This window comes from Streptomyces sp. NBC_01669 (genome assembly GCF_026339735.1).
Taxonomy (GTDB): domain Bacteria; phylum Actinomycetota; class Actinomycetes; order Streptomycetales; family Streptomycetaceae; genus Streptomyces; species Streptomyces yanii.
The window spans coordinates 650,161-671,147 of sequence record NZ_JAPEQG010000001.1 but is presented as its reverse complement, the minus strand read 5'-3'; the positions used below and the strand labels follow the sequence as shown (position 1 = coordinate 671,147).

The window sequence follows — 20,987 nt, the reverse complement described above, 5'->3', positions numbered from 1 at the left end:
AGGAGTCGACAGGGACCTTCGGCCCCCGCGGGGTCCTGAGCGGCCCTCTCGCAGTGTTGGGCCGCGGTGCCAGGGTGAGAGTTGCACCGGCAGCATCGGTGAGGAGGAACCATGAATTCCAGTGACAGGGGTGGGCCGGTCCTCGGAGCACTCGTGGCCGGGGTGGACGGCTCCGAACCCGCCATGCGGGCCGTGCTCTGGGCCTCCGAGGAAGCCCGACGGCGTGATCGTCCTCTGCACCTCGTTTACGCGGCCGACACGGACAGCCGGATGATCTACGCGTCCATGGAAACCATCGAGCAGGTCCGGAACGCGGGTCGAGATCTTCTCGAGGAGACCGCAGCCATGGTGTCCGAGCGGTACCCAGGCCTGAAGGTGACGAAGGAGCTGAGCCGTCGTGAGCCGGTGGTGAGCCTGCACACCGCGGCGGGAAACCACGGCACGATCGTGGTGGGCAACCGTGGTCTCGGAGGTTTCAATTCACTGTTGCTCGGCTCGGTCGGCCTGAAGGTTGCTGCGGGTGCGAGGACGCCGGTGGTCGTGGTGCGCGGCGCCGAAGGCGCTCCCGCGGCAGACGTTGTGGTGGCCGCCATCCACGACGAGCACGACGTGGACTTCGCACGCCACGCTGCGAGTGAGGCGGAGCTGCGCAAGGCGTCGTTGCGACTTGTGCACGTATGGAACGTGCTGGAGTCGGTCGGGAATGTCGTGACGATGCTCGACGCCGTGGACGAGATGGCTCGCAACCACGTTCGCACGTTGATGGGAGTGACGGACCGTATCCGTGCCGACTTCCCGGGACTCACCGTGGAGGCGGATGCGGAGAAGAGCATGTCCGCCGCCGGTGTCCTGGTTGAGGCGACTCGGCACGCGGATCTGCTGATCATGGGTGGGCGGCGCTCGCCCGGGAACTTCGGCCCGACGCTCGGCCGGGTCACCCACAGCCTGCTGCACCATGCGAACTGCCCGGTCGAACTGATCCCGCGGCAGGGCAAGCCGACGACGGGTGAGTCGCAGTGAACGGTGAGGCGCGCTGTCCCGTCGCGGTCGCGGGCGATGTCGAACATGTCACCCAACCCATCGATCACCCGTCGGTGATCACGCCACCGCCCACCCTGCCGGAGCGTCCGGTCCGGAAGCAGCGGCTCGATCCGCGCCCATTGCGCGTCCGTGGACGGCACTTCCGGACCAACGGTCAGATGATCCGAACGAGCTGCCCGGATCACGTGGGACGTCGGATCAGCGGGGGACGTCGATCTCCAGGACGGTGACCGAGTAGGCCGGGAACGAGTACGAGAAGGTGGGGGCCGGCCCGGTGATCCGGGAGGTGCGGGGGGTCAGGTTGTCCGGGGCGGCGAGGGCGTTTCGTCGACGGAGACGAAGGTCTGGTATCCGCCGGTACGGCTCAGGCGCTCCCAGGCGGCGACGGAGAAGGCGGCCGAGGTGTCGACGACTGCGCCCGCGTGCTCGGCGTAGCCGCTTGCCGTCGTGTCGAGGCTGTACGCGCCGGCCTTGGCGGCGCCCCAGGCCGCCGCACCGGTCAGGGTGAGGGTGTAGCCGTTGCCCGAGGTGTCGGTAGCGCTGGTGCCCGTCCCCTCGTCGAAGGCCCAGTGGGCTGCGGGGGCAGGGAGCGCTTCGGCGGCCGCGGCGGGGGCCGCGACGCCTCCGAGTGCGTACGCGAACGGTACGGCCGTCGCGGCGGCAATCAGGGTGCGGCGGCTCATGTGGTGATCGGTCATACGTGGTGCTCCTCAAGCTCGATATGCGGGTTCGAGATTTCGGATGCTTGTCGGTATATCGACTGGCGGGAGCTTGCCGTTCCGTACGCCTCTCGTCAACACCCCGCCGCATCGATGAAATCGACCGGTGCAGGGCCATTGACGATGCACGCTGTCCGCGACTACGTTCACGCCAGCATTTCGAACGTGTGACGAAATACCGAACAGCTTCGGGGGTAACTGCCTTGCGCATCACGGGAATCACCACCCACGTCGCCGGAACGCCCAGTGGCGTCCGCGCCTGGGTGCCGCTCCACGCCGGCGAAGGTGCCATCGGCGTCGGAGGGAGCCGGTCCGATCGGGCCTGCATCGCTTGTCGCGCATGAACTGGCCCTGGAGGAGCTCTCGCGCGCCATCGACGTGGTGGGCAGGGGTGATCCCGAGGTCGGTGCGATCCTGCTGTGCTCGTCGTGGCAGATCCGTGCCGTTGTTTCCGAACTGTGTACGAAATATCGAACAATCATGGGGGGTCACGTGACCACTGCCTCAGGAGCCCGCCGTCCCGGCGAATCCGCCCTCGCCACGCTCGGCCTCGCCGCGCCCGCCGACAATCCTGCCGACTCCTCCCCGCACGCCTTCCCCGACGGTGGCACCTGGCGCACCGAGATCCCCTCGGTGGAGGGCCCCGAGGCGCTCGCCGTCGTACTGAAGGAGTCCTCGCGCCTCGACGTCCCCGTCCACCGCATCAGTCAGGGCAGCGGTGTCTGGATGCTCACCGACGCCGAGATCACCGAGATGGTGGAGGCCTGCGCCGAGCGCGACATCGAGCTCTGCTTGTTCACCGGACCGCGCGGCACCTGGGACATCGGCGGCTCCACGCGTACGGACTCGGGCGGCGCCGGCCTGCGCGCCCGCGGCCACGACGCGCTCGCCGGATGTGTCGAAGATGCCCTGCGCGCAACGGAGCTGGGCGTCACCTGTCTGCTCGTCGCCGATGAGGGCGTGCTCTGGACGCTCCACCGGCTGCGGGCACGGGGCGTGCTGCCCGCCGAAACCACTTTCAAGGTCTCCGCGCTGATCGGGCCGGTCAACCCGGCCTCCTACGCGGTGTACGAGCAGCTCGGCGCGGACTCGATCAACATCCCCTCCGACCTGACGCTCGCTCATTTCACGGAGATCCGGCGTGCCTCCGCGACCCCCATGGACCTCTACATCGAGGCCCCGGACGATCTCGGCGGTTACGTCCGGATGTATGAGGCGGCCGAGCTGATCAGGCGCGGCGCCCCGATCTATCTCAAGTTCGGGCTCTCCAAGTCCCCCGGTATCTACCCCTACGGCGCGCAGCTGCGCGACCACACCCTCAACACCGCGCGCGAACGCGTCCGCCGCGGCCGTCTTGCGCTCGACCTGCTGGCCCGGCACGGGGCCGAGGCCGGAATGTCACCGCTCGGTTCCCGGCTGCCGGGCATCCTTCGCCGCTTCCCTGTTCTCGACGATGAGACCAACAAGGACTGATGACCATGAGAATCCGTACCATCACGACGGCTGCTGTCGCCTCCCTCACCCTGTGCCTCTCCCTCACCGCCTGCGGTCAGAGCAGTTCGGGCGGCAGCAAGGACACCGGCGCGGAGAGCGCCAAGGGCGGCACCGTCGGCATCGCCATGCCCACCCAGTCCTCCGAGCGGTGGATCGCCGACGGCAAGAACGTGGTCAAGGACCTGCAGGCGGCCGGCTACAAGACCAAGCTGCAGTTCGGCGAGGACGACCCCGACACCCAGGTCTCGCAGATCGAGAACATGATCACCCAGGGCGTCAAAGCCCTGGTCATCGCGGCCATCGACAACAAGTCGCTGAACAACGTGCTGCAACAGGCCGCGGACGCCCATATCCCGGTGATCTCGTACGACCGGCTCATCCTCGGCACCGACCACGTCGACTACTACGCCTCGTTCGACAACGAGAAGGTCGGCACGCTCCAGGGCACCTACATCGTGCAGAAACTGGGGCTCGCAGACGGCAGCAAGAAGGGGCCCTTCAACATCGAGCTGTTCGCCGGCTCCAACGACGACAACAACACCCAGTACTTCTTCAACGGCGCGATGAAGGTCCTCCAGCCGTACATCGACAAGAAGCAGCTGGTCGTCAAGTCCGGCCAGACCAAGCTCAATCAGGTCACCACCCTGCGCTGGGACGGCGGCACCGCGCAGAAGCGCATGGACGACCTGCTGACGTCCTCGTACACCTCGGGCCGGGTGGACGCGGTGCTCTCGCCGTACGACGGCATTTCGATCGGCATTCTGTCCTCGCTGCGCTCCGACCACTACGGCACGGCGAGCAAGCCGTGGCCGATCGTCACCGGCCAGGACGCCGAGGTCGCCTCGGTGAAGTCGATCATCAAGGGCGAGCAGAACCAGACGGTCTACAAGGACATCCGCAAGCTTGCCGAGGTCGCCACCAACATGGTGGACGCGGCGCTGAGCGGCAAGAAGCCCGAGATCAACGACACCACGTCGTACAACAACGGGAAGAAGACCGTGCCTTCGTTCCTGCTGCAGCCGGTGAGTGTCGACAAGAGCAACTACACCAAGGAGCTCATCGACACCGGCTACTACACGGCCGACGACCTCAAGTGACCCACCAGGTCTCTCAGTCCCATCAGTAGCGGCAACGCAGATCAGAAAGGCACGACCATGGCGGGACCCGTCCTGGACATGCGCTCGATCGTCAAGACCTTTCCCGGCGTCAAGGCGCTCTCCGACGTCTCCCTGACCGTTCGCCAGGGCGAGGTCCACGCCATCTGCGGGGAGAACGGCGCCGGCAAGTCGACCCTCATGAAGGTCCTCTCCGGCGTGCACCCGCACGGGAGTTACGAAGGGGAGATCCTCTTCCAGGGCGAGCCCTGCCACTTCAAGGACATCAGGGCGAGCGAACGGCGCGGCATCGTGATCATCCACCAGGAGCTCGCCCTCGTGCCCTACCTCTCCCTCGCGGAGAACATCTTCCTCGGCAACGAGCATGCCAAGCACGGCGTGATCAGCTGGCGCGACACCCTGCGGCACGCCACCGAGCTGCTGAGGCGGGTCGGTCTGAGCGATCACCCGGAGACCCGGGTCGCGGACATCGGCGTCGGCAAGCAGCAGCTCGTGGAGATCGCCAAGGCGCTCTCCAAGGAGGTGAAGCTGCTGATCCTCGACGAGCCGACGGCAGCGCTCAACGACGAGGACAGCGGCAAACTCCTCGATCTCATCCTGGAGTTGAAGACCCAGGGCATCACCTCGATCATCATCTCGCACAAGCTCAACGAGATCGAGCGGGTCGCCGACTCGGTGACCATCCTCCGCGACGGCCGCTCCATCGAGACCCTGGACGTGAAGGCCGCTCAGACCACCGAGGAGCGGATCATCAACGGCATGGTCGGCCGCGACCTCGAACACCGCTTCCCCGAGCGCACCCCGCACGAGGCGGAGGCGGGCAGCGCCCCGGCGCTGGAGATCCGCGACTGGACCGTACGCCACCCGATCGACCAGCAGCGCAAGGTCGTCGACTCGGTGTCGATCCAGGTGCGGCGGGGCGAGATCGTCGGCATCGCGGGCCTGATGGGCGCGGGCCGCACCGAACTCGCGATGAGCGTCTTCGGCCGTACGTACGGGCGTTACGCGGGCGGCACCGTCCTCAAGGACGGCAAGGAGATCCGTACGAAAACCGTCCCCGAGGCGGTCGCGCACGGCATCGCGTACGTCACCGAGGATCGCAAGCACTACGGGCTCAACCTCATCGACACCATCACGCGCAACATCACTCTGAGCGCCCTGCCCAAGGTGGCCGGCCGCGGGATCGTCGACGAGCACGGGGAGCGCAAGGTCGCCGAGGGCTTCCGCAGGAGCATGAACATCAAGGCGCCGAACGTCTTCGAACGGGTCGGCAGGCTGTCGGGCGGCAATCAACAGAAGGTCGTCCTCAGCAAGTGGATCTTCGCCGGTCCCGATGTGCTGATCCTGGACGAGCCGACCCGCGGTATCGACGTGGGCGCCAAATACGAGATCTACACCGTGATCGACAGGCTGGCCGCCGAGGGCAAGGCGGTCGTCTTCATCTCCTCCGAGCTCCCCGAACTGCTCGGTATGTGCGACCGCATCTACACGATGGCCGCCGGCCGGCTCACCGGAGAAGTCGCGCGGGCCGAGGCCACGCAGGAAGTGCTGATGCGCCAGATGACCAAGGACAAGAGGGAAGAGCGATGAGCGCGAATCTGACCGCCAAGACCCCGACGGCGGCCCCGTCCGGTGGCAAGGACAAGGCCGGGGACAGCCTCCTGCAGCTGATGCTGGACGGGCTGCGTCGCAATATGCGCCAGTACGGCATGCTCATCGCCCTCGGCCTGATCGTCGTCCTGTTCGCCGTCTGGACCAGCGGCGACCTGCTGCTGCCGCGCAACGTCTCCAATCTGGTGCTGCAGAACAGCTACATCCTGATCCTCGCGATCGGCATGATGCTCGTCATCATCGCCGGCCACATCGACCTCTCGGTCGGCTCGCTCACGGCTTTCGTCGGAGCGGCGGCCGCGGTGCTGATGGTCGACCACAAGATGGCCTGGCCGCTGGCCGTGGTCCTGGTGCTGTTGCTCGGTGCCGTCGCGGGAGCGATGCAGGGCTACTTGATCGCGTATCTGGGCATACCGTCGTTCATCGTCACCCTCGCCGGAATGCTCCTCTTCCGAGGTCTGACGGAGATCTTCCTGAAGGGCCAGACGGTCGGCCCGTTCCCGGACGGCCTGCAGACGGTCGCCAACGGCTTCCTGCCCGCGGTCGGACCGGACACCAACTACCACAACCTCACCCTGCTGCTGGGGCTCGCGCTGATCGCCTTCGTGGTCTACCAGGAGGTACGCGACCGCAAGCGGCAGCAGGAGTTCGCGCTGGACGTCCTGCCCGCCAAACTGTTCGCCCTCAAGCTGACCGCGCTGATCGCCGCGGTCCTCACCGTCACCATGCTGCTGGCCAGCTACAACGGTGCACCGGTGGTGCTGTTGATCCTCGGTGTTCTGGTCGTCGGCTTCGGCTATGTGATGCGCAACGCGATCATCGGCCGTCATGTGTACGCGATCGGCGGCAACCTCCCGGCGGCCAAGCTGTCCGGTGTCAAGGACAAGAAGGTCGTCTTCCTGGTCTTCCTGAACATGGGAATGATGGCCGCCCTGGCCGGCCTGGTCTTCGCAGCCCGCTTCAACGCCGCCTCCCCCAAGGCCGGCATCAACTTCGAACTGGAGGCGATCGCGGCCTCGTTCATCGGCGGCGCGTCCATGAGCGGCGGCGTCGGCACCGTGCTGGGCGCGATCATCGGCGGTCTGGTGCTGGGCGTGCTCAACAACGGCATGAACCTCGTCGGGGTCGGCTCCGACTGGCAGCAGGTCATCAAGGGCCTGGTGCTGCTGGCGGCGGTCGGCTTCGACGTGTGGAACAAGCGCAAGGTCGGTTCGTAACTTCTCAGAAGGAGCCGCACGACATGGACACGAGCAGACGCACGGTGATAACGGCGGCCGCGGCCGCCGGGCTGGCAGCGAGCACGTCGGTCGGAACGGCCCACGCGACAGGCACGCACGGAGTGCCGGTGAAGGAGCTCTTCGGCAGACTCGCCGACGGTACGAAGGTGTACCGGTGGACGCTGGAGAACGGCGGGACCCGGATGAAGGTCCTGTCCTACGGCGGGATCATCCAGTCCCTGGAGATCCCCGACCGTCACGGCCGGCGCGCCAATGTCTCCCTCGGCTACGACAACATCGAGTCGTACGTCGCCGGCACCACCTTCTTCGGCGCACTCATCGGCCGCTACGGAAACCGCATCGCCAAGGGCCGCTTCACCCTGGACGGAACCACTTACCAGCTCTCGGTCAACAACGGCGAAAACAGCCTGCACGGCGGCGCCAAGGGCTTCAACACGCGGGTCTGGGACGTCGAGCCGTTCCGGGACTCCACGCGCGTCGGCCTCCACCTGCACTACACCGGCATCGACGGCGAGATGGGCTACCCCGGCACGCTCAAGACGAAGGTCACGTACGCCCTCACCGCGCGCGGCGACTGGCACATCGACTACGAGGCGACGACCGACAAGCCGACGGTCGTCAACCTCACCAACCACATCTACTGGAACCTCGCCGGTGAGGGCAGCGGCACCATATACGACCACGAACTCGCCGTCGCCGCCTCCCGCTACACGCCTGTCGACTCCGGACTCATCCCGACCGGCGAACTGGCGAAGGTCGCCGGCACGCCCTTCGACTTCCGCCGGGCCAAGACGGTCGGCGAGGACATCCGGGTCGGCAACCAGCAACTGCTGTACGGCCAGGGCATCGACCACAACTGGGTTCTGGACAAGGGGGTCACCGCGGCGCCCGAGCACATCGCGACGCTGAGCGACCCGTCATCGGGCCGGACGGTGAGGCTGTCCACGACCGAGCCGGGGCTGCAGGTCTACTCCGGCAATTTCCTGGACGGCACGTTGGTCGGCACTTCGGGGAAGATCTACCGGCAGGGCGACGGCATGTGCCTGGAGACCCAGCACTTCCCGGACTCCCCGAACCAGCCGTCCTGGCCCTCGACGGTGCTCCGCCCGGGCCAGACGTACCGCACGAGCACGGTCCACACATTCTCGGCGCACTGAGGGCTGCCCTGATCCGCTGTGCCCCGCAGGCCTTGACCCTGCGGGGCACAGCCATGACCTGCTCGCCCTCCCACAGGTCCACCACCAGTTGCCCGTCGTCGTAGAGGGCACGATGCACACCGGGCGCCCCGGCTGGCTGGGGGAACCGGTCGGAGCCGCACGGGGTGGCTCGCGAAGGGCGGTCGCCTCTCGGCGACGACTGGTCGTCACAACGCGCGAGCCCACCGGCGCCGGCGAAAATCAGCCTCCTAACCCGTGGTCCGGTTCAGGTCCAGGTGGATGTCCACAACGCCCTCGACCGCTCGGATGGCTCGGGCCAGCAACGGGATGAGTGTCCGGTCGCGTACCGAGCCTCCGAGCGTGACCACTCCGTCCACGACGGATACGGTCACGGCTCCTCCGGGGTGGGACAAGTCTGTGACGGTGCGGCGGATCTCGTCGGCAAGGTCTTCGTCCGAGCGGAGAAAGACCTTCAACAGATCACTGCGGCTGACGATTCCCTCCAGCAGTCCGGCCGCGCCGACCACAGGCAGCCGCTTCAGGTGGCGCTGGGCCATGATGCGTGCCGCCTCTGCTATGAGGGCGTCGGGATGGACGGTCACTGCCGGGCTCGACATCAGCTCCTTTGCGCTCACGGCGCCCGCCTTCACCCGGTCGGTCAGAGGCAGCTCCGGCCGGGTCGGGTCGTCGGTCCGGGACTCCTCCTTGGGGAGCAGATCGGCCTCCGAGACCACGCCGATCACTCGTCCCTCGCCCTCGAGTACGGGAAGGGCGCTCACCTTCCACTCTTTCATCAGCTCGACGATTTGCTTGTAACTGGCCTGTCCTCCCACCGCGATGGCGGTGTGGGTCATGACATCGCTGACCGTGTGCGGTGAATGAGGCATGGCGATCTCCTCACCGGGGCCCGTCCGGCCGGGACGGGGGATCAGGTGACATGGGGCAGCCCACTTCCGTGCGGTGCGTACAGGTCCAGCAGACGGGCCCTGGCGGACTGAAGTCGGTGGGCTATCACCCGGCCGACCCACAGGGCCACGGCGGCGGCCAGTTCCGGATCCAAGTCGCAGGCGTGGCGCACCTGCGCGGCATCGAGTTCGTAGGCGCGCACGTGCGTCATCGCCTCGGCTCCCAGCTGCCACACATAAGGGCTGAACAACCATGACCAGCCGATCAGCTCTCCGTGCCCGAGTGACTCGATGACCGCCGGCGGTCCTTTCGGCATGCGAAAGTCGAGGCTGACGGTGCCGGTCCGCACGATCCAGAAGTGGTCGGCCCTCTGCCCCTCCTCAAAGATGCGTGTCCCCTCCGGGAACGACACTTCCCGGGTGAACTGCATGAGCCGGTCTCGGTGCTTGGTGCCCAGCGACCGGATGGTTGGAGTGGTCATGATCTGGTCTCCTCCACAGGGCGGCACGGATCTTGAGATCGTTGTCGGCAGTGCCTGAGCCGGAGCCGTGCTCCTCTCGGCACTGTGCATCCTTGTACTGCGTGCGGGTCCTACCAGTGGGGATCCACAGGGTCGTGCCATCCGCGGGCCGAGGCTGCCGTCATATCGCTTCCTCCGGCGGAACTGAGAACAGCCTGCGCCGAAAGATCTGTGGTCCCCAGGGGCTCTACGGGGGCGACCTGGGGACCAATCGGCCCTACATGCGAGCCGGGGCAGCGGGATGGATCCACACCGAACACATACGTCAGGTCCTCCTGAGGGGTATATATCGATCGCACCGTTTATTACGAATATTAGGTCGAATGTTCAGGATTGGGTCTTGATCGTCCCTCCTGGGAAGTTCAGGGGGATGGCGCGGTGGCGACGTGGGCATCTGACGACAACAGGACGAGAGGCGATGGGGACCATGGAGCAGCCCCTGGTCGTGGGCGTGGATGGATCGGATTCGAGCTTGCGGGCGGTCGACTGGGCCGTGGAGGAGGCAGCCCGTCACGGCCTTCCTCTGAGAGTTGTCTACGCCTCCCGATGGGAACGCTACGAGGGGGCAGGTCTGCATCGGGGCATCGAGCGCCCCTCCGAGCAGATTCTGGCCGAAACCATCGTGGCCACCGCGGTCAAGCGCGCAGGCATGCGTAATCCGGATCTGAAGATCACCACCGAGGTTCTGGCGGAGGACACGGTCAAGGCGTTGCTCGACGAGGCGCACAAGGCTGCGATGCTGATTGTCGGATCCAGGGGCCGGGGCCAGCTCAAGGAGCTCCTCTTGGGTTCCGTGAGTCTGGCCCTGGCGTCCCGGGCCCAGTGTCCTGTCATCGTGGTACGCGGCGACGCGGCAGGAACAGCCGGAGCGCACGGCCGCATCCTGCTCGGCGTCGCGGACGTGGCCCACGGGTCGGCTGCCGTGAGGTTCGCTTTCCGTGAGGCTGCGACCCGGCACTGTGAGATCGACGCAGTACGTGCCTGGCGATGCCCCGCGTCCGAAGCGGTCGGCCTGCCGCGCGCCAAGGACTCTCCGCCCGCCCTCACCTGGGAGATGCGGGCGGCGACAGAGCTTGACCAAGCGCTTGAGGCCTCGATCGAGGAGTTCCCGGCCGTTGCCGTCTCCCGCTCCACTGTCGAGGGGCCGGCCCACCAAGTTCTCGTCCGGCGCTCCGCCGCCGCCGACCTCCTTGTCGTGGGTGCATCGCGGCGCAAGGGGCACATGGGTCTGCAACTCGGCCGGACGGCCCACACGGCGCTCCATCACTCCAGCTGTCCTGTCGCAGTGGTACCCCACCGTCCATGAAGCACCGCCGAGTCAAGGAGGTGGGCGGACCGTGGGCGGCCAACTGCGCAGGGCGTGCCTGGGCATGGACGGGGTGCAGGGCCGCATCCCGCAGACGGGCCGCGCGTGCCGTCCAACGGGCAGCGGCTGCGCTTTCAGGAAATCCGTCGAGGCCGACGGTGATGTGGCGGTCCACGGCGCCCTCCTCAGGAGTGCGGTGCTGTGGGGTGTGCCGGAGGATTTGTCCTCGCCCATGTCGGAGTGGAACGGCGGGCCCCCCTCGGTGACTGGACCGGTGCAGGGCGCGATCCGGGGCAGCGGTCGCGGACCGCCGGTGCCGCGAGAACGCCGTACGTCAGGGGACGGATGCGTCGTCGACGGCGTATCCGAGGTGCTGCGCCACGTGAACCACTCCGTCGACGGTGCGGCACAACCGTTCGATCACCGGGATCAGGCTCTTGAACCGCACCGAGCCGTTCAGTTCGACACGGCCGTCGGTCACTTCGACGGTGATGGCGCCGGGGTCCTGGTGCAAGGTCAGGTCGAGTACGTCGCCGGTGATCTCGTGGCGGATGGTCTCGTCGTCGCGCAGGAAGATCTTCAGCAGATCGCGCCGGCTGACGATGCCCACCAATGTGTCCGCCTCGTCCACGACCAGCAATCGTCTGACGCTCTGCGCCTCCATGAGCCGGGCCGCCTCGGCCACGGTCCAGTCCGCCCTGGCGCACACGGCGGGCGCCGACATCAGTTCCTCGGCCCGCGTGCCCTCCGCTTTCTCCCGCTCACGCGGCTCGGGCGCCGGCAGGGACCGCAGGAAGTCCCCCTGATCGGCCGACTTCGGCAGAAGGTCGCCTTCCGATACCACTCCGAGCGGGTGCCCCACGTCGTCGACGACCGCGACGGCCGAGACCTGGTGCTCAGTGAGTGTGCGCACGATGTCCTTGAACGCTGCATTCCCCGGGACCGTCACGACCGCGCGGGTCATCAGCTCGCCAATGTCTCGATGTCTCACCCGTCCACTCCTATCGCTCTGCGGCTTCCTGGGCGTCGACCGACATGTCGTCCTGCTCGTACGTGAGCCGATTGGCCACGTTCACCACTCCGTCGACGCTCCGGCACACCCGGACGAGGCCGACCGGGCGGTGGTGGCCTGCCACTCGGGGTGCTTTCATGAAATTGACGGAAAGAGTCCGTACCAGGATGCGGAGAAGCGGCTGGCGGCCGTGCACCGCACAATCGGGATCCGCGAGAAGCGGATGGGCTCTTTCCGCCCTCGCGTGGAGCGGCGGCTCACCGGTGGCCACGATCGCGGGGGTGTCAGGATCCGCCGCGAGGTCGCCGTGGGTGTGGCCGAGGGGCTGGTCGACGCTGACGACCCCGCCGACGGACCGGCACAAGCGTTCGATCACCGGAGTGCTGGAGCGTTCGGGCCCGGCACCTTCACCCGAGAGGCCCTGGGCCGATGCACGCCGGTCGACGGCAGGCCTGTGGCGCGTCCGCCGTGGGTGGTGATCAGGACGACGAAGCCGACGACGGGTCCGTGTCGTTCGCGCCCGGGGCGGATTGAGGCAGCGGTTGCTGCGCCCAGATGACCTTGCCTTCGTGGGTATACCGTGTGCCCCAATGCTCGGCGATCTGCGAGACGAGGAACAGTCCGCGGCCTCCCTCGTCCATGGTGGCCGCGTACCTCAGATGGGGTGAGGTGCTGCTGCCGTCGGATACCTCGCAGATCAGGTTGCGGTCACGCAGGAGCCGCACCCGGACCGGCGCGGAGGCGTGGCGGATGGCGTTGGTGATCAGCTCGCTGAGAATCAACTCGGAGGTGAACGCCAGTTCCGTCAGGCCCCACTCGTCGAGCTTCTCCGCGACGGCGGCTCGTATCCCGGCTACGGCGGCGGGGTCGAGCGGAACGTCCCATTCGGCAATCTGGTCGGCGGAAAGCGCGCGGGTGCGGGCGATGAGCAGTGCTACGTCGTCCTTGGCCTGGGTGGGGAGGAGCGCGTCGAGCACCGCCCGGCAGTGCTGTTCCGGCGAACGGCCGGGATGGGCGAGGGCCTGGCGGAGCAGCTCCATCCCCACATCGATGTCCCGGGTGCGGTCCTCGATCAGCCCGTCGGTGTAGAGGACCAGCTGGGCACCGACGGCCAGATCCAGTTCGGCGGTCTTGAACGGCATGCCGCCGAGCCCCAGCGGTGGCCCGGCAGGAAGCTCGGGGAACTCCACGCTGCCGTCGGGGTGGACCAGCGCCGGGAGATGATGTCCGGCGCGGGCCATGGTGCAGTGCCGGGCGACCGGATCGTAGATCGCGTACAGGCACGTGGCTCCCACGATGCCTGCACCGACGTCCGCGCCCCCCTCTTCCTTGTCGATGCGGTCCACGAGGTCGTCGAGGTGGTCGAGGAGTTCATCGGGAGGCAGATCGAGCGTGGAGAAGTTGTGCACCGCGGTACGTAGCCGTCCCATGGTGGCGGCGGCGTGCAGCCCATGGCCGACGACGTCGCCGACGACCAACGCGACGCGGTTGCCCGACAGCGGAATCACATCGAACCAGTCACCGCTGACTCCGGACTGTGCGGGCAGATAGCGGTGGGCGACATCCAGGGCGTTCTGTTCGGGCAGAGCGCGCGGCAGCAGGCTGCGTTGCAACATCACCGCCAGGGCGTGTTCGCGGGTGTACCGGCGTGCGTTGTCGATACTGACCGCGGCACGGGCGACCAGTTCCTCGGCGAGCGATTGGTCCTCCTCGTCGAACGCTCCGGCCTCCCGCGAGCGCCAGAAGTTGGCCAGGCCCAGCACCACGCCCCGCGCCTGCAGCGGCGTCGTGAGGAGTGAGTGGATTCCGTAGTCGACGACGTTGCCTGTCCGTTCCGGGTCCTGAGCACGCCATTCGGGTGCGGAGGACAGATCGCGCACCACCACCGACCGGCCGGTGGCGAATCCGCGTGCTTGAGGCGTGGAGGGAAGAAAGGTGATGAGCGCGCCGCACGGGTAGAGGGGGTGGTCGTCCCGGATGCCGCTGACGGCGGTGCGGCGCAGGTCGGCAGCCGTGCCGGTCGGCTCCTCCCCGTGCAGGACGGGGGCGGCGAGGTCGACCGTGACGAAGTCCGCGAACCGGGGGACGGCCGTCTCGGCCAGTTCCTCGGCCGTGCGCGTCACGTCCAGGGTGGTGCCGATGCCCACCCCCGCGTCGTACAGCAGCCTGAGGCGTTCGTTCGTCGTTTCCACCTTGCCCGTCAGTGCCAGGAGCTGGGTGGAGTCGCGCAGGGTCGCCACCGTTCCCAGGGGGCTTCCGTTACGGGCGGTGCGCCGCTGGTTCACCACCAGCGTGCGATCCCCGGCCAAGTACATCTCGTCCGTGGCCACGCGACCGGAGACGAGCAGCTCCGCCGTGGCCGGGTCGAGGCTCTTCAGTTCCTTGACGGGGCGCCCCTGGGCGTCGGGCGGCAGATCGAGAAGCCGTTCGGCCTCGTCGTTCGCCAGCAGCAGCCGACCGTCGTGTCCGACGATGAGCACCCCTTCCCGGACGGCGTGGAGCACCGCGTCATGGTGCTCGTACATGCGGGTCATCTGGGCGGGATCGAGCCCGTGGGTCTGCCTTCGCAGCCGCTTGGCCACCAGGGCCGCCCCGCCCGTGGCCAGGCCGAGCGCGGCGGCCCCGCTGGCAAAGATGAACATCAGCTGCTTGTCGACCGCGTTGGAGATGTTCTCGACCTTGAGACCGGCCGCCACCAGGCCCACGACGGTCTTGTCGGGAGCGTTGACGGGGACAATCGCCTGGACTTCATGGCCAAGGGGCCCCTGGACGTTTTCCACGTGGACCTGGCCCGCCAGCGAAGGTTTGATGGTGCCGACGAACTGCTTTCCGATGAGCTCCGGACGGGGGTGTGTGTAACGAGTCCCATGTGCGTCCGTCACCACGATGAAGTCGACGCCCGCCAGTTTCCGCGCCACCTCGGTGAGCGGCTGCAGCACTTTGGAGGGATCGGGAGACTGGATCGCCTGCACAATCCCCGGCGAGTGCGCGAACGTCTCTGCCGCAGCCACCGAACGGCGCTCCGCCTCCGTCTCGGCATCATGGAGCGACTGGAGAACCAGCGCCACAACCGCGCCCGCCACAAGCAGGACAATGACCACCGCCTGCAGGATGAACACCTGCCCGGCTACGCTTCGCGGTCCTTTGCCACTCAGTGACCGAGCCGATCCGCTCCGGGATCGGTCGGAATGGTCGACCATGTCGACATTCCTAACACTTTCTAGCTATGTATGCCCATTGGGTAACTTATCGCCTGATTTCCGTCGATCGACGCATCACAGCCCCGGCTTCGCACATTGGATGCCATGCGGTGTACGGGACATGTGGAGACACTCCGGTCGGCAGCGACGAGATCTGGCTCGGGCCCTGCTTCCATCGTGCGCCACCGGGTGGGCTCCCGCGGACCGGACGGGCACGCGCGACACGTCGCGCTCCCTCGCCCGGGCCGGGCCGCATGCGGCCCCGGCATGCAACGATTCGGCGGGGACAGCACTTCCAACCTTCACCGTGCCCGACCCGGCCAGAATCAGCGCCCTGGAGTTCACCCCCGACGGCCGCCTCGTGCTGTGCGCGAACAGGGACGTCTACGCCTTCCGCGCCGACTCGCCTCGGCCGCGCCAGGTGACCGGCAGCAGCTTGTCGCGCCCGGCGGCAAGGACGTGCCGGCGCAGGCTCACAGGTTCGGTGTGGTGGCGCGGCAGCGGACGTGGCCCGGGTCCGAGGCGGCGGACGTGGCTCGGGTCCGGCGGCAGGGCCTGGCCGGGGTCCGTGACCAGCACCGCGGGGCACCATCGACACCCATCTGCTGCGGTCCACACCCGACATCGTGCAGGCCGCGGACGGGTTCCGGCAGGGGACTCCGCTGCGGCGCTTGGGGCAGCCGTCCGAGATCGGTGACGCCGTGGCGTATCTCGGATCGGATCTGCTGAGTTATGTGACCGGAGCCGCCCTCGTCGTCGACGGCGGCCTGACCACGGTGATCTGACACCTGCTCCCGACCTGTGACCGCGGGACCGACCGCACCTCTCCACGAAGGAATCCCATGAACGAGAACAATCTGAGCGAGGCCGCCAAGGCGGTCGTCCGTCGCAACACAGAGGAGGTACAGGGCGGCGGCGGCTTCGCCCTCTTCGACGAGCTTTTCGCCGACGGCTTTCTGGACCACACGCTGCAGCCGGGACGTACTCCTGACAAGGCGGGCACACGCGAGCTCTACCAGGTGCTGGCGCCCCAGGAACGGGAGTTGACGAAGATGGCTAATGACGTTAGCCTTAGGGCTACATCGATTAGCTTCTGAGGGTGGATATGGCTGACTTCCTGGCGATTGGCGGCGGACGGCTCGCATACGGCGTGGAGGGCGAGGGTCCGCTGGTCGTGCTCGCCCACGGCATGGGTGACAACAGGGCGGCCTACCGCGATGTGGCTGCCCGGCTTGCGACGGCCGGATTGCGGGTCGCGAGCATGGACCAGCGCGGTCACGGTGAGTCCAGCACCGGCTGGGCGTCCTACACCCGTACCGACGCCGCGGCCGATCTCCTCGCCTTGATCAGACACCTGGGCGGCCCCGCCGTCGTCGTGGGCCACTCCTTCGCCGGCGGCGCCGCCACCATCGCAGCGGCCAAGGAGCCCGAACTGGTCAGCGCCATCGTCGAAATCAGCCCGTTCACCCGCGCGCAGAAGATCAACGTGGGAGCTCTGGTCTCCCGAGCCCGCTACCGCAAGGGCATGAGTCTGCTCATGGGCGCCGGCTTGCTGCGCAGCGTCGGGCTGTGGAAGCGCTACCTCGATCACGCCTACCCGGGCGTCAAGCCCGCCGGCTACGCCGACCATGTCGCCGCCCTCGACACCGACCTGCGCAGGCCGGGCCGGATGGCAGTCGTCAGCAAGATGGGAATGTCCGCGCCCACGGACGCCGGCGCATGTCTCGACGCCATCCAGTGCCCCGCTCTGGTCATCCAGGGCACCCTCGACCCTGACTGGGCCGACCCCAGGGCCGAAGGAGAGGGCATTGTGGCCGCTATGCCCGCAGGGCTCGGTCGGCTCGAGATGATCGAAGGCGCTGGTCACTACCCGCACGTCCAGTTCCCGGCCGAAGTCGCCACGGCCATCCTGGCCTTCCTCAAGGCCGGCGCACGTGGCTAGGACCACGCTCACCACGGACGCCGTCGTCGATGTCGCGCTGCTGATCACCGACGAGAGCGGTCCCGCCGCCCTGACCCTGTCGGCGGTGGCCGGCCGGGCAGGCGTCGCCACCCCGTCCCTCTACAAGCACGTGCGTAATCTGGCCGAGCTGCGCGACCTCATGTCGGCGCGGATCATGAACGAGATCGCGGACCAGGTCGGTGAAGCCGTGCTGGGCCGCTCCGCCGACGAGGCGATCCGCGCGCTCATGATGGCCTGGCGGCACTACGTGCTGCGGCACCCGCACCGCTACTCGGCACTCGTCCAGACGCCCGAGCCTCGCACGGTCGAGGCGGGGACGCGATTGATCAACATCATGCTCGCCACTTTCCGTGCGTATGGCATGGCAGACTCCGCAGCGATCCACGCAGCCCGCTGTCTGCGCGCGGCCGTTCACGGCTTCGCAGTTCTGGAGGCCGAGGGCGCGTTCGGGCTCCCGGAGAAGCTGGACGAGAGCTACGACCTGCTGATCCACATGATGATCACAGGCCTGCACGCACCTCACTGAACAGGCCGTGATGAGTAAGAGTGCCCGGCAGTAGGCGTCGCGGGGCCGGTGCACGCACCTCGCGGCGTTGTCGTCCATCACCAACTTCCCCATAGTCCTGAAGGGGCATGGGGGACCCCCTTCGCGTTGGCTCAATCCTCCGCCTTGCGATGCACGCACCCCAGCCCCGCTCCTTCACCCGCGCTGCCTGCTGCCAGGCACTCTTATGGAGCCTTTTCCCACCTCAGAGCCTGTCGGGTGACCTCTGACCGGGCGGCCACAGGCTGATGTGGCGAGTTGCGGGTGAGGACGTCTGTGACGAGATCGGGGACGAGGGACGTCGAGTCTCCGCCATGGCGGAGACTCGACACGCGGTGACCGTTGCCCTTCCGGGGCCGGTCACATTTGATCGACCGTCGTGTACAGACACTCGATATCCGCAGCGTCCGCGCTGCTCCTCGTCTCGCTCATCCTGCCCGGTGACCTGGCGCACGCGGACTCGGACGACCGGTCCGGGCCGTGGGTGACGCGCATCGTCACGCTCGACAGCGCCCCGGCCGCGCAGCAGGCCGCCCCGCAGGACCGGGCAACGGCCCGCCGTACGGTCTCCCATGCGCAGCGGACACTGATCGACGCCGCGCACGACGCGGGCATCGCGCTGTCCGTGGAACGCCAGTACCGCAATGTCGTCAACGGTCTCCTCGTCGAGGTGCCCGCGGGTCAGACCGGCCGACTGACCGAACTCCCTGGTGTGGCCCAGGTCACCGAGCCGGTGACGTACGAGATGCCCGAAAAGCCCACCCCGGTGTCCAAGGACGTCCTCGCAAAGGCCGTCGCCCAGGCGGGCCATGACGCACGGTCCGGCGATGCGGCCCCGTCGGGCCGGGAAATCGTCACGGCCACGGATCTCACCGGCGTCCCGCAGGCCCATCGCCTGGGCTACACGGGCAAGGGTGTCACCGTCGGCATCATCGACAGTGGTATCGCGTACGACCATCCGGCCCTCGGCGGCGGGGGCTTCCCCAACGCGAAGGTGGTCGGCGGCTACGACTTCGCGGACGAGGACGCCGACCCGTACGACGACAAGTTCGGCCCGGCTGCCGGGCACGGCACCCATGTCGCGGGCATCGTCGCCGGGGACGACACGCACATCGAGGGCGTCGCCCCGGACGCGACACTGCGCTCCTACCGGGTGTTCGGTACGAAGAACTCACCGACCGACGCCATCATTCTGGCCGCCCTCGACCGAGCCGCCGCCGACGGGGTGGATGTCGTCAACATGAGCCTCGGCGCAACCGGTAACCGCAGCAGCAGTGTGCTGTCGCTCGCCGTGAACCACCTGGTGGACTCCGGCGTTCCCACGGTCGTCGCCAATGGAAACGGTTACGCCGGTCCGTTCAACGCGGCGGCGCCCGCGGTGGCGGACGGGGCGATCGCGGTCGGCAGCACCTACAGCAGCCGCTACCCGTTCCTCGCGTTCACGCTCGGCGACGGCTCCTCTGCTCCCGTCCCGTACCTGGACTCCGGGCGGGCCCCGGCCGCTCCCTCGACCGGCGCGCACCCGGTGACCGTCATACCGTCGAGCTGCGACCCGCTTCCCGCCGGCAGCCTCCAAGGGAAGATCGCGCTGTTCGCCGAGTACACCGGTACCGACGTGTTCAAGTGCCGGGTGATGGACCTGGCCCGCACCGCCGAGGCCGCGGGTGCAATCGCCGCGGTCCACTACAACCCGTCGGGCACCGATCCGGATGCGCTGCCGTTCTCGCCCTGCTGCGGCAGCATCGGCATCCCCGTGGTGGGGATCCGTGCACGGGACGCCGAGCGCATCAAGGCCGCGCCGGCCGGAACCGAGCTGTCCTGGGGGGCGTACGCCGGTGCACCGATGACCGCCGACGCCGCCGGACTGATGGATCCCAGCTCCTCCTGGGGCCCGGGCAACGAGCTGGAGTTCAAGCCGGACGTCGCCGCTCCCGGCGGGTACATCCTGTCCGCGCTGCCCCCGGGCCAGGACTGGTACGGCGTCATGTCCGGTACCTCGATGGCGTCCCCGCACGTCGCGGGAGTGGTCGCCCTGCTGCTCCAGGCCCGGCCGGATCTCACTCCGGCCCAGGTGCAGACCGCGCTGCAGAACACGGCCACTCCGCTCGCCATGACCGGTGATCACGAGCGCGGCCGGCAGCCCGTCGCCCAGCAGGGCGCTGGCCGGGTCGACGCGGTCGCCGCACTGGCGTCGGTCTCCGGCGACACCGTGACGGCAACGCCGTCCGAACTCGCCCTGGGCGACCTCGAGGGCCGGCAACGGACCCGTCAGATCACGGTCCACAATCCGACCGCCCGTCCGGTGACCTACCGGGTCGGGCAGAGCGCCGCCGTGTCCGCAGCCCCGCCGTACACCAGCGAGTGGCAGCCCACCGACGCCACAGGCGACGCCGAGGTCGACGACCGGGACAGGATCACCGTGGCCGCGCACGGCAGCCGTACCGTCACCGTGAACATCAGGCAGCCCCGCGACGTCGCCGAGGGCACCCTGTTCGGCGGCTGGGTGGAGTTCACCCGGTCCGACTCGACGGCCCCGGAGATCCGGGTGCCGTATCTGGGCATGGCGGGCGATTTCGACGCGGTGTCGGCGATCAACCCCACCTTCACCTCGATCAACAAGACGCTGGACAACCCGGCGCTGCGTCCCGCCTACTTCACCTTCGGCAAGAGTGTGCCCACCACCGTCGACCTCACCGACACGTCCACGGCCAACGACAAGGCCTGGGTCATGCTGTCCCACGGCTTCCCCCTGCTGGAGCGGATGCGGCTCCAGGTCCTCGACACCCATGGCGAGGTGATCGACACCCCGTACGACGCGTCGTGGGTGACCCGTAATTCCGGCGCGGGCACCGGGGTGGCGTTCTACAGTTGGGACGCCACGCGTGCCGACGGTACCCCGGCGCCCGCCGGCACGTACCGGCTGCGCCTCGTCTTCGACAAGGCGCTGGGCGACCCGCAGAAGTCACCGAGCACCCAGATCTGGACCTCCCCGGAGGTCACCCTGGTCCGCTGACCGCGCGACCGCCCCACGGCATACCGGCTCGGCGGACAGCCGGTGGGCCTGCCCGGCGGGGCAGGCTCACCGGCCGCCGCGGTTTCGACGGCTCCGGTTGCACCGTCCGGGCCCCGCGGTCGGGTGCGCCGGGCCGAGCTGCGAGAAT

Annotated in this window: 19 protein-coding genes and 1 pseudogene; 12 read left to right on the top strand and 8 right to left on the bottom strand. The window is 68.0% G+C overall.

What is annotated here, in order from left to right; translation table 11 throughout:
- The first annotated feature begins 111 nt into the window (after positions 1 to 111).
- Positions 112 to 1,020, top strand: a complete 909-nt coding sequence (locus OG972_RS03085) for a universal stress protein (RefSeq protein ID WP_266978141.1) — start codon at positions 112 to 114, stop codon at positions 1,018 to 1,020.
- Positions 1,021 to 1,337: 317 nt separating this feature from the next.
- On the opposite strand, the gene OG972_RS03080 is transcribed toward OG972_RS03085, so the two are convergent.
- On the bottom strand, positions 1,338 to 1,739 hold the full coding sequence (locus OG972_RS03080) for a hypothetical protein (protein WP_266978140.1): 402 nt from the start codon (positions 1,737 to 1,739) through the stop codon (positions 1,338 to 1,340).
- A gap of 513 nt (positions 1,740 to 2,252) precedes the next feature.
- Here OG972_RS03080 and OG972_RS03075 point away from each other — a divergent pair.
- The 5 genes from OG972_RS03075 to OG972_RS03055 are packed head-to-tail and all read left to right on the top strand — an operon-like array spanning position 2,253 to position 8,375.
- The gene (locus OG972_RS03075; RefSeq protein WP_266978139.1) at positions 2,253 to 3,233 is read left to right on the top strand and encodes a hypothetical protein; all 981 of its coding nucleotides are present in this window, start codon (positions 2,253 to 2,255) and stop codon (positions 3,231 to 3,233) included.
- Complete coding sequence (chvE, locus tag OG972_RS03070) at positions 3,233 to 4,351, top strand: multiple monosaccharide ABC transporter substrate-binding protein (protein WP_353961640.1); 1,119 nt, start codon at positions 3,233 to 3,235, stop codon at positions 4,349 to 4,351. The genes OG972_RS03075 and chvE overlap by 1 nt, the downstream gene beginning before the upstream one ends.
- A gap of 57 nt (positions 4,352 to 4,408) precedes the next feature.
- Positions 4,409 to 5,959 carry a multiple monosaccharide ABC transporter ATP-binding protein gene (gene mmsA / locus OG972_RS03065; RefSeq protein WP_266978137.1) on the top strand — a complete coding sequence of 517 codons (1,551 nt, stop codon included), beginning with the start codon at positions 4,409 to 4,411 and terminating at the stop codon, positions 5,957 to 5,959.
- Entirely contained in the window at positions 5,956 to 7,197 is a 1,242-nt protein-coding gene (mmsB, locus tag OG972_RS03060; protein ID WP_266978136.1) for a multiple monosaccharide ABC transporter permease, read from the top strand. Before mmsA ends, mmsB begins: the two co-directional genes overlap by 4 nt.
- A 23-nt stretch (positions 7,198 to 7,220) precedes the next feature.
- Positions 7,221 to 8,375 (top strand): aldose epimerase family protein, encoded by a 1,155-nt coding sequence (locus OG972_RS03055; RefSeq protein WP_266978135.1) that lies wholly within the window; start codon positions 7,221 to 7,223, stop codon positions 8,373 to 8,375.
- A 248-nt stretch (positions 8,376 to 8,623) separates the two neighbouring features.
- Here OG972_RS03055 and OG972_RS03050 read toward each other — a convergent pair whose 3' ends face one another.
- Complete coding sequence (locus OG972_RS03050) at positions 8,624 to 9,262, bottom strand: CBS domain-containing protein (RefSeq protein WP_266978134.1); 639 nt, start codon at positions 9,260 to 9,262, stop codon at positions 8,624 to 8,626.
- Between the two features lie 41 nt (positions 9,263 to 9,303).
- On the bottom strand, positions 9,304 to 9,762 hold the full coding sequence (locus OG972_RS03045; protein WP_266978133.1) for a Crp/Fnr family transcriptional regulator: 459 nt from the start codon (positions 9,760 to 9,762) through the stop codon (positions 9,304 to 9,306).
- Positions 9,763 to 10,228: 466 nt separating this feature from the next.
- On the opposite strand from OG972_RS03045, the gene OG972_RS03040 reads away from it, so the two are divergent.
- Positions 10,229 to 11,107 carry a universal stress protein gene (locus OG972_RS03040; RefSeq protein WP_266978132.1) on the top strand — a complete coding sequence of 293 codons (879 nt, stop codon included), beginning with the start codon at positions 10,229 to 10,231 and terminating at the stop codon, positions 11,105 to 11,107.
- A 34-nt stretch (positions 11,108 to 11,141) separates the two neighbouring features.
- Here OG972_RS03040 and OG972_RS03035 read toward each other — a convergent pair.
- The 5 genes and pseudogenes from OG972_RS03035 to OG972_RS03015 all read right to left on the bottom strand — a co-directional run.
- A pseudogene (locus OG972_RS03035) lies at positions 11,142 to 11,282 on the bottom strand (universal stress protein); the annotation flags it as partial.
- A 159-nt stretch (positions 11,283 to 11,441) separates the two neighbouring features.
- Entirely contained in the window at positions 11,442 to 12,098 is a 657-nt protein-coding gene (locus OG972_RS03030; RefSeq protein WP_266978131.1) for a CBS domain-containing protein, read from the bottom strand.
- Positions 12,099 to 12,108: 10 nt separating this feature from the next.
- Entirely contained in the window at positions 12,109 to 12,495 is a 387-nt protein-coding gene (locus tag OG972_RS03025) for a hypothetical protein (protein WP_266978130.1), read from the bottom strand.
- A gap of 103 nt (positions 12,496 to 12,598) precedes the next feature.
- Positions 12,599 to 15,319, bottom strand: coding sequence for a SpoIIE family protein phosphatase/ATP-binding protein (locus tag OG972_RS03020; protein WP_266978129.1), 2,721 nt, complete (start codon positions 15,317 to 15,319; stop codon positions 12,599 to 12,601).
- Positions 15,320 to 15,703: 384 nt separating this feature from the next.
- The gene (locus tag OG972_RS03015; RefSeq protein ID WP_266978128.1) at positions 15,704 to 15,898 is read right to left on the bottom strand and encodes a hypothetical protein; all 195 of its coding nucleotides are present in this window, start codon (positions 15,896 to 15,898) and stop codon (positions 15,704 to 15,706) included.
- A gap of 47 nt (positions 15,899 to 15,945) precedes the next feature.
- On the opposite strand from OG972_RS03015, the gene OG972_RS03010 reads away from it, so the two are divergent.
- From OG972_RS03010 to OG972_RS49190, 5 genes are all read left to right on the top strand, one after another.
- A complete protein-coding gene (locus OG972_RS03010) occupies positions 15,946 to 16,104 on the top strand; it encodes an SDR family oxidoreductase (protein ID WP_266978127.1) in 159 nt (52 codons plus the stop codon).
- A gap of 57 nt (positions 16,105 to 16,161) precedes the next feature.
- Positions 16,162 to 16,416 carry a hypothetical protein gene (locus OG972_RS03005; protein ID WP_266978126.1) on the top strand — a complete coding sequence of 85 codons (255 nt, stop codon included), beginning with the start codon at positions 16,162 to 16,164 and terminating at the stop codon, positions 16,414 to 16,416.
- Between the two features lie 8 nt (positions 16,417 to 16,424).
- The gene (locus OG972_RS03000; RefSeq protein ID WP_266978125.1) at positions 16,425 to 17,261 is read left to right on the top strand and encodes an alpha/beta fold hydrolase; all 837 of its coding nucleotides are present in this window, start codon (positions 16,425 to 16,427) and stop codon (positions 17,259 to 17,261) included.
- Positions 17,254 to 17,808 (top strand): TetR/AcrR family transcriptional regulator, encoded by a 555-nt coding sequence (locus OG972_RS02995; RefSeq protein WP_266978124.1) that lies wholly within the window; start codon positions 17,254 to 17,256, stop codon positions 17,806 to 17,808. The genes OG972_RS03000 and OG972_RS02995 overlap by 8 nt, the downstream gene beginning before the upstream one ends.
- 397 nt (positions 17,809 to 18,205) lie before the next feature.
- Positions 18,206 to 20,839 (top strand): S8 family serine peptidase, encoded by a 2,634-nt coding sequence (locus tag OG972_RS49190; RefSeq protein WP_323135843.1) that lies wholly within the window; start codon positions 18,206 to 18,208, stop codon positions 20,837 to 20,839.
- Positions 20,840 to 20,987: the final 148 nt, after the last annotated feature.

Coding starts and splice junctions, on each gene's coding strand:
- OG972_RS03080 (WP_266978140.1), bottom strand. CDS start 1,739: ATGACCGATCACCACATGAGCCGCCGCACCCTGATTGCCGCCGCGACG.
- OG972_RS03000 (WP_266978125.1), top strand. CDS start 16,425: ATGGCTGACTTCCTGGCGATTGGCGGCGGACGGCTCGCATACGGCGTG.
- chvE (WP_353961640.1), top strand. CDS start 3,233: ATGACCATGAGAATCCGTACCATCACGACGGCTGCTGTCGCCTCCCTC.
- OG972_RS03040 (WP_266978132.1), top strand. CDS start 10,229: ATGGAGCAGCCCCTGGTCGTGGGCGTGGATGGATCGGATTCGAGCTTG.
- mmsB (WP_266978136.1), top strand. CDS start 5,956: ATGAGCGCGAATCTGACCGCCAAGACCCCGACGGCGGCCCCGTCCGGT.
- OG972_RS03050 (WP_266978134.1), bottom strand. CDS start 9,262: ATGCCTCATTCACCGCACACGGTCAGCGATGTCATGACCCACACCGCC.
- OG972_RS03045 (WP_266978133.1), bottom strand. CDS start 9,762: ATGACCACTCCAACCATCCGGTCGCTGGGCACCAAGCACCGAGACCGG.
- OG972_RS03055 (WP_266978135.1), top strand. CDS start 7,221: ATGGACACGAGCAGACGCACGGTGATAACGGCGGCCGCGGCCGCCGGG.
- OG972_RS03085 (WP_266978141.1), top strand. CDS start 112: ATGAATTCCAGTGACAGGGGTGGGCCGGTCCTCGGAGCACTCGTGGCC.
- OG972_RS03020 (WP_266978129.1), bottom strand. CDS start 15,319: ATGGTCGACCATTCCGACCGATCCCGGAGCGGATCGGCTCGGTCACTG.
- OG972_RS03005 (WP_266978126.1), top strand. CDS start 16,162: ATGAACGAGAACAATCTGAGCGAGGCCGCCAAGGCGGTCGTCCGTCGC.
- mmsA (WP_266978137.1), top strand. CDS start 4,409: ATGGCGGGACCCGTCCTGGACATGCGCTCGATCGTCAAGACCTTTCCC.